Raw genomic sequence first — 12,821 nt, 5'->3', positions numbered from 1 at the left:
CTTAACTCCTTAACCCCCTAACTCCTTGACCACTCAAGCCACCCTAGTAGCCCTCCTGGTGCTGGCCATCGCGGCCGCGCTGCTGTACTACATCTTTCGTGACGAGCCCCTGGGGCCGCTGCCGGAGTTCAGGAAGCAGTGGCGGCGGTTGTTGCGTAAGCAGGTGACCTTTTATAAGACGCTGGACCGGCAGCAGAAGCGTCGTTTTCAGGACCGCATGCGCTACTTCTTTCAGCGGGTGGAAATCACGGGCATAGATACCGAGGTGACGGAGCTCGACCGGGTGCTGGTGGCGGCCAGTGGACTGATCCCCACCTTTGGCTTCGATGACTGGAACCAGTATCCGAAACTGCGGGAGGTACTCTTATATAAGGATACGTTTAGTAAGGAGACGTTTGCCACGGAAGGGGAGGGGAGGGACATCGCCGGCATGGTCGGCGGGGGGTACATGAATGGGAAATTGTTGCTGAGTCAGCAGGCCCTGCGGCGCGGCTTTGCCAACCACGGGCGCGACAACACCGGTATCCACGAGTTTACTCACCTACTTGATAAGGCGGACGGGGAGACGGACGGGATCCCGGACTATTTTCTGGAGCACCAGTACCTCATCCCCTGGGTGGAGATGATGCGTGGCGAGATGGAGGCCATCGAGCGCGGCAACTCCGACATTGACACCTACGCGACGACCAACAAGGCGGAGTTTTTCGCCGTGGCCGCCGAGTACTTCTTCAACCGGCCGGCCGCCTTCGCGCACAAGCACCCGAAACTGTTCGCCCTCATGGAGCGCATCTTCCACCAGGATCTAGACCACGATGGCGGGGTGGGCACCGTGGACCACCAGGACCCCGTGGCCAGTGCAAACAACTAAAGCGGGTGCCGGTTAGCTAGGCTATGATTCCCGCCCTTCGCCGCCAGTATAACCAAGCCTTTACCAATGAAGCCTACCGGGCCATGCTGGACTGGATGGGCGGGCAGTACGGCCACCTGCCTAAGTTCAACGTAGCCGAAACCCCCGTCTTTTTTCCGCGCGACTTCCGCGACAAGGTCTTTGCGGCCTGTGAGGACGTGCTCTCCGTCATCACCGCCCCGGGGTACGCCGAGCGCGCCGCTGCCGCCATCCCCGAGGTCGAGAACGTACCGGGGCAGGACGAGCGACCCCTTTTCATGCAGCTTGACTTTGGGGTGTGCCGGGCGGAGGACGGCAGTCTGATCCCGCAGCTGGTCGAGGCCCAGGGCTTCCCCTCGCTCTACCACTTTCAGGTGCTCCTGGACCGGAGCTGGCGCCGGTTTTTTCCTATTCCCGAGGGCTTTTCGGCCCGCTTCGACGGCTCTACGCAGGAAGAATATCTGGACCTGCTGAAGCGTACCATTCTGGGTGATTTTGCCCCCGAGCAGGTCGTCATCTTGGAGGTAGACCCCAGGAATCAGACTACGCGCATCGATCTGGTGGTAGCCGCCGCCGAGCTGGGCGTGGCCGAGCTCTGTATTAGCGACCTGGAACTCCAGGACGGTAAGCTCTACTACGACAATAAGGGGGCGCGGACGCAGGTGCAACGCATCTATAACCGGGTCATTTTCGACGATCTCAAGGCCCGACCCGACCTGGTGCGCCGGTTCAATATGGTAGAGGAGGCCGAGGTCGAATGGGCGGGGCACCCCAACTGGTTTTTCCTGATCAGCAAGTACAGCCTACCCTTTATGGACTCGCCCTACGTGCCCGAGACCTACTTCGTCTCCGAGCTCGATCACTACCCCAAAAACCTGGACCAGTACGTACTCAAGCCGCTGTACAGCTTTGCCGGCATGGGGGTAAATCTTCACCCCACCGTGGCCGATCTGCGGGCCCTCGACCGGCCGGAGCACTTCATCCTGCAGAAGAAGGTCACCTACGCTCCGGTCGTAGAAACCCTTGACGAGCCCGCGCGGGTGGAACTGCGGATGATGTATCTCTGGCCGAAGGAGGCGCCTAAGCCGATCCTGGTCAATAATCTGGTGCGCCTATCGAAGGGCGAGATGATCGGCGTGCGCTATAATGCCGGCAAGACCTGGGTGGGGGGTACGCTGGGTTACTTTGAAGAGTAAAACGAGTGACCTTTGGGTACGAACGAGTCTACTTGAATATGATGCGCATGCTTTGCCTGCTGATGCCGCTGCTATTGCTGGGGTGTGAAGGGGGACCCACCACGGAAACTACGACGGATACCGAGGCTGCGGCGGAAGCTGATCCCTACGCCGTACCCAGTCGCACCGGCAACTACCTCAACGTGATCGTCGAGATCCCCGCCGGCACCAACCACAAGATCGAGTACCACCCCGGGACCGGCTACGTGAACGATACCATCGTAGACGGGACGGAGCGCATCATCAACTTCCTGCCCTACCCCGGTAATTACGGTTTCGTGCCCTCTACGCTGATGGACCGGTCGCAGGGTGGGGACGGGGATGCCCTCGACGTTCTAGTGATCGGTGAGAGTATGCCCACCGGCACCCAGGTGGCCGTGCAGCCCATCGCTACGCTGCTGCTGCGGGACCGTGGCGAGATTGACACCAAGATCATCGCCGTACCTGCCGATTCCGCGTCGCGGGTATACCGGGCGGATAATTTTCTGGACTTTAGCCTCGGCAACGATGCGGCCAAACGGATCATCGAAACCTGGTTCCTCAACTACAAGGGGCAGGGGGCGGTGGAGCTGCTACGCTGGGAAGATGAAGCTTACGCCTGGCGGGAGGTTGCGAGGTGGGCGACCGATACGCTAGCGACCCAGTAAGTTAAATTTCAAATAATTTGTGTCATTTAACGAGCAAATTGCCATCTCAGTCGTTACATTGGTCCGTGTAAGGCGAATAGTTTGCGGCCCCGGCCAATGAATTAGCACGTCATCGCGTTATTCGCCCGCTCTTGCTCAACACCAATTTCACCCCGGTCCCATCCGCGGTGCTATTCAACCTTATCACACATGAAACGCCTACTTTATTTGACTACGCTACTCGCTACCTCCGCCTTTGTGGGCGCCCAGAGCTTTGAGTGGAATACCAGTAACCCCGCCCCGGCCGCCCACCCCAAGGAGGTGCAAACCGCTGAGGTACTCACCAACGATTACTCGACCCCCGAACGCGAGCGTGGGGTAGCCGGCGTATACGCTCCCTCCGCCCAGGGGCAGCAGACCGCCTACGGCGAAACTTACAACGCCGACGAACTGACCGGTAGCCACGCCGCCCTGCCGTTAGGTACCTTGCTGCGGGTAACGAATTCAGAAAACGGTCGCACGGTAACCGTGCGCGTCACTGATAAGGGGCAGGCCTGCGCCGACTGTTTGGTGACCCTCAGTGAGCGCGCCGCTCAGCAATTGGGTATCCAGGAACGTGGGGCAGTAAGCCTGGAGCGCGCCGGGTTCAGCAACTGGAACCCCGTACCGCTTGAGGTAGACGCTCCTATCCAGACCCCTAAGGTAGCCACCTTCGACCGGGAGGCGACTGCTCGGCCCGCCGCCGCCCCGGTGGCCGTTGCACCTCCTTCGCCGACGGTGCCCGGTGCCCAACAGGCGGCTCGGGGTGGTGATGCACAGCCCGCCGCTGACGACACCGCTGCTGCTGCTCCCACCCCGGGGGCATACGCCGTGCAGCTTGCCGCTTACAACAACGAGAGCTATGCCCAACGGCGGGTCGAGGAACTGAAGCAGCAGGGTATTGCCGACGTATACTTCCGGGCGGTGACCAAGCCCAGTGGGGAGGTCATCAACCGGGTCTACACCGGTACCTTCGTCAACCTCACGGAAGCACAAGCTGCCGCCAAGGCCATTCAGGGAAAGCACAATATCGCCGGTATTGTGGCCAAGATGTAGGCCAGTTCGGTACGAACAACAGGCTCAGGGGGACGTAGGTCGGTAGACCTTCGTTCTCTTTTGCATCTACTCTATTTCAGGGACCAGTAAGCATTTGAAATTTCAGGTTGTTATGGTGTCGTTCGGCCGATAATCCTTTGGCCATGCGGTCGATTTGACAAACAAGCCGTAAAACCTAAGGGGGCTAACACCGTTTGTTATAAATTAGCAGCCAACGAACGACTATGACAAATAATACCGCCACGCCCCTCCAACCCGCCGCCGTACTTTTTATCCTGGCGGTGATACTCTTCCTTGCCTTTGGTTGTGGGGGTGGGGCTGACACCCGGAGTGTCCTCGTGTTTTCCAAAACCGCCGGCTTCCGGCACGAGTCGATTGCCGCCGGCCAGGAGATGTTTCGCAAGCTGTCCGAATCCGAAAACTTCACCGTTGACTTTTCGGAAGACGCCTCCGTTTTTACGCAGGACAACCTAAGTAAGTACAACGTGGTGGTGTTTTTGAGCACTACCGGTGACATACTCGACGAGACGCAGCAGCGCGAGCTAGAACGTTTCATGGAGGCCGGGGGCAACTGGATGGGCATCCATGCGGCAGCCGATACCGAGTACGACTGGCCCTGGTACAACGAGCTGGTTGGGGCCTACTTCCAGAGCCACCCCGCCGGTCAGCCCGAGGCTACCATTCTGGTGGACAATCACAATCATCCGTCGACGGAGTTTTTGGGTGATACCTGGGTGCGTAAGGACGAGTGGTACAACTACAAGAGCATCAAGAATGACTTCACCACTCTGATGCGGGTGGATGAAAGTACCTACGAGGGCGGGGAGAACGGCACTAACCACCCCATTGCCTGGTACAAGCCGATGAGTAATGGGCGGATGTTCTACACCGGTCTTGGGCATACGAATGAGTCCTACACCGAGCCCGACTTCGTCAAGCACATCACCGGAGCACTTACCTACCTGTTCGGAGACAATAAGGCGGTCGACTATGCCGGAGTCAAGAACGTACCCGAGGAGAACCGCTTTCCGGTCGAGACGATGGCCTCGGGCATGAATGAGCCCATGGAGCTGGAGCTGCTACCCGACGGCCGGCCCATCTGGATCGAGCGCAAGGGGGCCATCAAGGTCTACGATCCGGACTTCGACGCCGTAGCCGAGGTGCATACGATGGACGTATGGACGGAGTTTGAGGATGGTATGCTGGGCATTGCCCTCGACCCTGACTTTGACACCAACAACTGGCTCTACCTCTACTACAGCCCCAACGGAGCGGAATCAGTGAACCGCCTATCGCGCTTTAAATTCACTGACAACAAGCTGGATGAGGCCAGCGAGCAGGTGATCCTGGACGTGCCCACCGACCGCAACCGCTGTTGCCACTCCGGTGGAAGCATCGAGTTTGGGGGCACGGGATTGCTGCACCTATCCATTGGAGACAACACCAATCCCTTCGAGTCAGATGGGTACGCACCCATCGACGATAGCCGGGGGGATACGCTACCAAACTACGATGCCCGCCGCTCGGCCTCCAACACGATGGACCTGCGGGGAGGCATCGTCCGGATTAAGGTTGAAGACGACGGCAGCTACACCATCCCGGAGGGCAACCTCTTTGCGGAAGGAGAGAATGGCCGGCCGGAGATCTACGCCATGGGCATGCGCAATCCGTTTCGTATCAGTGTAGACCAGCACAACGGTAACGTATACTGGGGCGACGTCGGCCCCGATGCCGGTGAAGATAGCACCGGTCTGGGTCCCCGCGGTCACGACGAGGTCAACGTGGCCCGCGAGGCCGGCTACTTCGGCTGGCCGCTGTTCATCGGTGATAATAAGCCGTACCACCGCCACGATTTTACCAGCGGGGAGTTGGGCGAGGCCTTCGACCCGGCAGCCCCGATTAATGATAGTAAGTACAACACCGGCGCCCGGGAACTTCCCCCGGCCCAGCCCGCCATGATCTACTATCCATACGCCAAAAGCGAGGAGTTTCCAACGTTAGGGGAGGGGGGGCGTAACGCCATGGCCGGTCCGGTGTACCACCGCGACGACTACGGTGACAGCGAGGTGAAGTTTCCCGAATACTACGACGGGAAGTTCTTTTTCTACGACTGGATGCGCGATCAGATCATGGCCGCTACGCTCGATGAGACGGGCTACGTGACCGATTTCGAGCCCTTTCTGCCCAACACGGAATTACGGCACCCGATGGATATGCTCTTCGGTCCCGACGGAAGCCTGTACGTGATCGAGTACGGCCGCAAGTGGTTTAGCCGCAACACGGACGCCCGCTTGCTGCGCATCCAGTACAATGGGGGAAACCGCCCGCCGGTACCGGCCGTGGAGGTGATCGCTGCCATCGGTGCGGCTCCCTTCACGTTGAAGGCGGATGCCAGCAAGAGCTACGATTACGATGGTGATGCCCTCACCGTCACCTGGGCGCTCGACGGAGAGCAGATCGCCACCGGTCAGGAACTCCTCACGTACGAGGTGACCGAAAAGGGCACCCATACGCTCACTGCTACCATCGACGACGGGCAGGGCAATACGGCCAGTACCGACCACGAGATCATCGTCGGCAACAGTGTGCCGGAGGTAGAGGTGGCCGTGACCGGTAACCGCTCTTTTTATTTCCCCGGCGAGCAGCTCGACTACGCCGTCAATGTATCGGACCCCGAGGACGGTAGTCTGGACGCGGGCATCGATCCGCGCGCCGTGACGGTCACCGTAGACTATCTGGAAGGAGAAGACATCGTAGAAATTGCCCGCGGTCACCAGGTGGCCGGAGCCAGTACCGCCTTCGCCATCGGCAAGGAGTTGATCGGCGCCAACGACTGCGCCGGTTGCCACATGGAGGCCGAGGCCAGCATCGGGCCCAGCTACCAGGCCGTGGCCGACCACTACCGGAAGAATCCTAAGGCCACCGACTATCTGTCCGGTAAGATCATCAGCGGTGGGCACGGCGTCTGGGGGGAGCAGAACATGAGCGCCCACCCCGACCTGCCGGAATCCGAAGCCAAACAAATGGCCGACTATATTCTTTCGCTGGCCGGTCCGGCACCAAACGCCGAGAGCCGTCCGGCTAAGGGGCGTATTGCCCTAAACAAGCACCGCGACGGAGTACCCGGCCGCTACTACCTACAGGCTAGCTACACCGATAAGGGTGCCGAGGGCGGTCTGCCCCGCCTGACCAGTACCGACGTAGTCGTGCTGCGCTCCCCCAAACTTTCCGCCTACAAGTATGCCGACGGGCAACGCGTCATGTCCTACCACGTGGAGGCTAAGGACAATCCCCTGAGTGACGAGGATGCCGACGTGCTGGTGGCTACCAACGATAGCTGGGTCTCCTACGGACCCATGGACCTAGCGGGCATCAACACTATTCGTGCCGAAGTGATGCTGGTACCTAACGTGACCTCCGGCGGCACCATCGAGGTGGTTTCCGGTGACCCCCGCAACGGGGAGGTGATCGGTCACGCCAGTCTGAGTCAGGGTGTATCGACCTACGGACAGAATGAGGTAAACATTCCCGTCTCCGTAAGCAAGTCCGGGGAGCAACCCATCTTTTTACGGTTTGCGGCCGACTCCAAGAGCCCGGAGGCGGTGATGGGAGCCATCGGGACTATTGAGTTTGTACGGGGGCAGGCGTCGCGCTGATCGCCGTTTTCTTCTATTGATGGACAAAGGCCCGGATCATCCCCAGTGGTGATTCGGGCCTCTGCATTCGGAGAATCCTCGACTAAGCAGCCACCGAACTCGACCAACGCCGAATAGATGATGCAACGCTACCCCCCTACCCAAACGTTAACAGGGTATTAAATCCAGCCGCCGATGATTATTACGCTTACTTACATCTCGCTGATCTGCGGCGGCCTGCTCGTGCTGCTGCTGTTGCTGGGCATCATCGGGGGGTTGGACGTGGATATCGATCTGGACGCGGATACCTCGGTGGACGGCGGTGGGGGCGTGGACGTCGGACTGGTCAAGGGCGGACTTACCTTCCTCTCGATCGGAAGCTGGACCACCAAGCTGATCCTACTCTCCACGGCGAATCCCGTGGCCGCGATCGTGAGTGGCGTTGCCGCCGGTGCCGTGGCGGTCTATTTGATGAAGTGGGTAGTACGGCTGCTGCTGCGCCAGGAGGAGAACGTGAACTGGACGGCGGAGGACGCGCTACTACAGCCCGGCCGGGTGTACCTGCGTGTACCCGCAGCCGGGGAGGGCATCGTGCACGTCAATGTCAAGGGGGGTATGCGGGAATTCAAAGCACGCAGTGCGAAAGGTACGGAACTACCCACCGGCACGCAGATACTAGTGGACGACCTGGGTACGGATGGTGCCCTACTGGTGAGCCTGCGATCCTAAACTTACATCAGGGGCCCCTACCCCTGATGACGTAGCACCCCCGATAGCTATCGGGGGCCCGCCCTTTTTTCTCACCCGTTGAATCACCTTACTATGGAAGCCTTAATGATCCCCGGCGCGATAATCGGCCTGGTTTTCTTGTTCACCCTCTGGCTCGTGAGCCGTTACAAACGCTGCCCCTCGGACAAGATTCTGGTCGTCTACGGACGTACGGGAAGTGAGGCCTCGGCCAAATGCTACGCCGGTGGGGGTACCTTCGTCTGGCCGGTGATCCAGGATTACCAGTACCTGGACCTGACGCCGCTGAGCATTGATGTGAACCTACAGGATGCGCTGTCCAAGCAGAACATCCGCGTGAGTGTGCCGGCTCAGTTCACCGTTGGTATCAGCAACAAGCCGCACCTGATGCTGGCCGCCGCCGAGCGCCTACTGGCCCTGGACCGGGGCAGTATTTCAGGCCTGAGCCACGACATCATCATGGGGCAGATGCGCCTGGTGATCGCCAACATGGACATCGAGGAGCTCAACATCGACCGTGATAAGTTCGTCGAGAGCGTATACCGCAACGTGGGCGAGGAGCTGCACAAGATCGGCCTGGAGCTGATCAACGTGAACGTGACCGACATCCAGGACGAGTCGGGCTACATCAAGGCACTGGGTCAGGAGGCCGCCGCCAAGGCCATCAACGACGCGAAGATCAAGGTCGCCAACGAGCTGCGGACTGGTAGCATCGGGGAGGCTGAGGCCCAGCAGGACCAGCGCTCGAAGGTGGCCGATGCCAATAGCCGCGCCGAAGTAGGGGAGGCCCTGGCCAACGCTAAGGCTACCGAGGGCAAGAATACCTCGGCAATCGCCATTGCCAACTCAAACGCCGCGCGCGATATCGAACTGGCCGAGGCCAACCGCCGCGCCATTGCCGCCCGTAAGGTGGCCGAGGCCAACGCCCTGAAGGAAGCCTACGCCGCCGAGCAATCGGCCGAGGAAGCCCGCGGCCTCATGGAAAAAGCCCGCCGGGAAGCCGAGGAGGTCGTACAGGCCGACATCCAGAAGCAGAAATCGATTATCGCCGCCCAGGCCGAGGCCGAGACCCGCCGGGAGATCGCCCGCGGTGAGGCCGACGCTACCCTGCTCAAGTACCAGGCCGAGGCCCAGGGTATCGAGGAGCTACTGCGTAAACAAGCCGATGGCTTCCAGAAGCTGGTCACCGCCGCCGGGGGCAATCCCGAGAGCGCCATCAACTACCTGATGCTCGACAAGCTGGCCGAGCTGACGCGTATTCAGACTGACGCCATCAAGGACGTCGATATCGACAAGGTGGTGGTCTACGATAGCGGCAACGGACAGGGCGTGGGCAACTTCGTGCAGGGGCTCTACGGCATGGTACCCCAGCTCAATGACTTCCTCCGACAGAGTGGCATGAGCCTACCCGACGGCCTGGTGCGCAAGGAGGTGCCGGCCAGTAATGGAAAGGCCGCCAAGCAGAATGGGCACGATAAGCCCGTAACGGAGTCGTAAACAGAATGTTAAGCGTGCCCGGCTTCGGCTGGACATGCCCTTTTGTGGCCGGCCGATCGCCGAAAATTGGATACCTTCGCTGCTAAGAGCTCCTATTTATCCATACCTCCCTCATGAAATTAGGTGTACTGACGCTGGCCTCCGCATTCTGTGGACTGCTGGCCTGTACCGGAGGCGGGGGCGCGGAACATAGCGAACTCTCCACCATCGGGGGCATTACCGGCAGCGATTCGGGCTACCAAGTACGTATTTGCATTAAGGCCGAGCCCATGGGAATCAACCCCGTGCTGAGCGTCCAGAACATCTCCCGTTACGTCTACGAGCAGGTATTCCAGACGCTCAACGAGCAGGACCCGCAGACGTACGATATCGTCCCCCTACTGGCCTCAGTGCCCGTTATCGAGGACAACGGACCCGACGGGGGTACCGCATACCGCTACACCATCGACTCGGCGGCTGCCTGGCCCAACGGCACCCCCGTGACCGGCTACGACGTAGCCTTCAGCCTGAAGGCCCTGATGAACCCCCTGGTAGCCTCCGGCCCCTACCGGCCCTACTACGAGATGGTACTCGACGTGGTAGTAGACGCCGAGGATGAACGCACCTTCCGGGTCGTCACCCGCCGGCCCTATATCCTGGCCGCCCAGGCCATCGGCGACCTGTACATCTACCCCGAATACGCCTACGATCCGGAGGGGCTGCTGCGGGACATTCCCCTGCCCCAACTCACCGATCCCAGCAGTGCCGAACGCCTGGCTCAGGAAAATGTCAAGCTGCGCCAGTTTGCGGCCAGCTTTAACGATCCGGAGCTAGGCTACGACCCCGACCGTATCGTGGGTAGCGGGCCCTACGCCCTGGCGGCCTGGGAGGATGGACAGTACGTGCGCCTGCGTCGCCGCCCGAATTACTGGGCCCAGGGCCGTAGCGAGGAACGCCTGGCGGCCGTGCCCGACGAGCTTAAGTTCGTGATCATCCCCGATAATACGACGGCCATCAATGCCCTACGCGACCGGGCGGTCGATGTGGTGATCGATATGCCGGTCGACGAGTTTCAGCAGCTGCGGCAGGATCCCTACCTGACGCGGTACTACGACTTTGTCAACGTACCCGGCTTCAAGTACTTCTCCATCCTGTTCAACCAGAACGACCCGCTGGTAGCGGACTCCCTTACCCGCCGCGCCCTGGCCCACACCGTGGACGTGGACCAGCTGATCGCACAGCTGCTACCGGGACTGGCCCGCCGGGTGGTCGGCCCCGTGCTGCCCACCAAATCCTACTATAACAGTCAGCTTTCCGTTATTCCCTTCGACCTGGAGGAGGCCGCGCGCCTGCTCCGGGATGCTGGCTGGGAGGATACTAACGGCGACGGAACCGTGGACAAGTTGATCAACGGCCAGCGGGTAGAATTCAGCTTTCAGCTCCTTTCTTATCCGACACCCGACAGTGAGGCGGTCACCCTGCTGGTAGCCGAGGGCGCGCGTAGGGTGGGCGTGGACGTACGGGTAGTCAAACGTGAGCCCCGTTCGCTGCTTTCCATTCTGGATGCCGGCAATTTCACGGCCTCCTTCTACGGGCAGGGCTTTGAGCCTACGCCGGACGACTTCGCCCAGGTTTGGCTGTCCTCCTCCGTTCCACCCATCGGCACCAACCGGGGTAACTTTCAGAACCCGGAGGCGGACCGGATCATCCGCCGAATCGCCACGATGACCGACGACGAGCAACGCGCAGCACTTTACCGGCGGTTTCAGGAGATCATTTACGCCAACCAACCTATGGTGTTCCTTTATTCTCCCTACGACCGGGTCGTTATTTCTCAACGGTTTAACTATACCTTAAGCTCCATCGCGCCCAATATCAAGTTTAATGCGTTACGGCTCCGGCAGTCCGCTAAGCCGCTTTAAGCTCACTGTATGAAACCCATCGTTGCCCTGCTGCTGCTGTCCCTGCTCCTCCTGCCCCTCTGCCTAGCGGCTCAGGAGGAGCAGGGAGAGGCTCCCTCCTTTGATACTACTGCTGCCCCGGCGCCCACCCCCGCCGCCGTAGTGGGGGATACGACCATCTATAGCTTTGCCGATGAGGCGCCGCGCTTTCCCAGTCCCTGCGAGCGCTACGATACCACGGCCGTGGCCAAGGCCGAGTGTGCCCAGCGTTTCCTGCTCGACTACATTTACCAGCGGGCGATCTACCCCGTCGAGGCCCGCGAGGAAGGCATCAGTGGAACGGCCGTCGTGGCCTTTGTCGTGGAGCGCAACGGATTTGTCAACCGGCCCGAGGTCTTACGGGACCCCGGTGGCGGACTCGGGCAGTCGGCCCTGCGCGCCGTCATCGGGATGCAGCGCGAGGTACTCTGGCGGCCGGCCTTTCGGGATACTACCGCGGTGCGCTTCCGGGTCGTGCTACCGGTACGTTTTCGCCTGGAGGACCCCAAGCCCTACGTGGTCATCGACCGCGACACGGTCTATACCGATCTGACCAAGGCGGCCACCTTCACCGGCAACGGCGGTGACTTGGTCGGCTACTTCGACGAAAAGATCACCTATCCGGACATCGCCCAGGACAGCTGCGCTACCGGTCAGCTCGACATCCAGCTCATCATTCAGCCCAATGGCCTGGTTAAGGTTAATGACATTATCGACTACAACGACCTGGGGGTAAACTTTACCTCCCGGGCCATCGATGCGGCCACGGGCTCCTTCGGGCAGTGGATTGCCGCGGAGTACGAGGGTCGTAAGGTGGCCAGCGCCTACGATGTCACCTTCAACTTTACACCTACCGACCCGGGCTGCCAGTACGTGGTCGACAATTACGCCAGGGCCCTTACCACCATGCAGGAGGCTCAACTGCTGGTGAGCGACAGCACCACCATCGACCAGGGGCTGGTCAAGATGGATGAGGCCGTCGAACTCTTCCCCCGCGACGGCCGCTTCCGCATTCTGCGCGGTCAGGTCCGCCTGGATAATAACCAGCTCCCCGGTGCCTGTGAGGATCTCAGCTTGGCCCGCGAGATCGCGCTCATCGACTGGTACGACGGGGTGCTGCCGCTGATCTGCCGGGAGCCAACGGAGTAGTACAATGCTGCCTCCGGCAGCGCCAGCAACAT

9 protein-coding genes are annotated in these 12,821 nt (G+C 60.4%); all 9 read left to right on the top strand.

The features are described 5' to 3' along the window. Positions 1 to 25: 25 nt before the first annotated feature. The 9 genes from ACOOHD_RS08095 (at position 26) to ACOOHD_RS08055 (ending at position 12,789) form a co-directional block, all read left to right on the top strand. Complete coding sequence (locus ACOOHD_RS08095) at positions 26 to 868, top strand: zinc-dependent peptidase (RefSeq protein ID WP_420461063.1); 843 nt, start codon at positions 26 to 28, stop codon at positions 866 to 868. A 23-nt stretch (positions 869 to 891) separates the two neighbouring features. Continuing rightward, positions 892 to 2,082, top strand: coding sequence for a hypothetical protein (locus ACOOHD_RS08090; RefSeq protein ID WP_420461062.1), 1,191 nt, complete (start codon positions 892 to 894; stop codon positions 2,080 to 2,082). A gap of 38 nt (positions 2,083 to 2,120) precedes the next feature. Next, positions 2,121 to 2,768: an inorganic diphosphatase gene (locus ACOOHD_RS08085; RefSeq protein ID WP_420461061.1), complete on the top strand. Its 648-nt coding sequence runs from the start codon at positions 2,121 to 2,123 to the stop codon at positions 2,766 to 2,768. Between the two features lie 189 nt (positions 2,769 to 2,957). Then, positions 2,958 to 3,842: a septal ring lytic transglycosylase RlpA family protein gene (locus tag ACOOHD_RS08080; protein WP_420461060.1), complete on the top strand. Its 885-nt coding sequence runs from the start codon at positions 2,958 to 2,960 to the stop codon at positions 3,840 to 3,842. 224 nt (positions 3,843 to 4,066) lie between these two features. Continuing rightward, complete coding sequence (locus tag ACOOHD_RS08075; RefSeq protein ID WP_420461059.1) at positions 4,067 to 7,498, top strand: ThuA domain-containing protein; 3,432 nt, start codon at positions 4,067 to 4,069, stop codon at positions 7,496 to 7,498. A 174-nt stretch (positions 7,499 to 7,672) separates the two neighbouring features. Continuing rightward, positions 7,673 to 8,206, top strand: a complete 534-nt coding sequence (locus tag ACOOHD_RS08070) for a hypothetical protein (protein ID WP_420461058.1) — start codon at positions 7,673 to 7,675, stop codon at positions 8,204 to 8,206. Positions 8,207 to 8,299: 93 nt separating this feature from the next. Beyond that, the gene (locus ACOOHD_RS08065) at positions 8,300 to 9,721 is read left to right on the top strand and encodes a flotillin family protein (RefSeq protein WP_420461057.1); all 1,422 of its coding nucleotides are present in this window, start codon (positions 8,300 to 8,302) and stop codon (positions 9,719 to 9,721) included. Positions 9,722 to 9,834: 113 nt separating this feature from the next. Further along, positions 9,835 to 11,622 (top strand): ABC transporter substrate-binding protein, encoded by a 1,788-nt coding sequence (locus tag ACOOHD_RS08060; RefSeq protein WP_420461056.1) that lies wholly within the window; start codon positions 9,835 to 9,837, stop codon positions 11,620 to 11,622. 9 nt (positions 11,623 to 11,631) lie between these two features. Beyond that, complete coding sequence (locus tag ACOOHD_RS08055; RefSeq protein ID WP_420461055.1) at positions 11,632 to 12,789, top strand: energy transducer TonB; 1,158 nt, start codon at positions 11,632 to 11,634, stop codon at positions 12,787 to 12,789. Positions 12,790 to 12,821: the final 32 nt, after the last annotated feature.

Source organism: Neolewinella sp., assembly GCF_965214665.1.
GTDB lineage: Bacteria > Bacteroidota > Bacteroidia > Chitinophagales > Saprospiraceae > Neolewinella.
The sequence above is the reverse complement of the archived record's forward strand: the minus strand, read 5'-3'. Positions and strand labels throughout refer to the sequence as shown.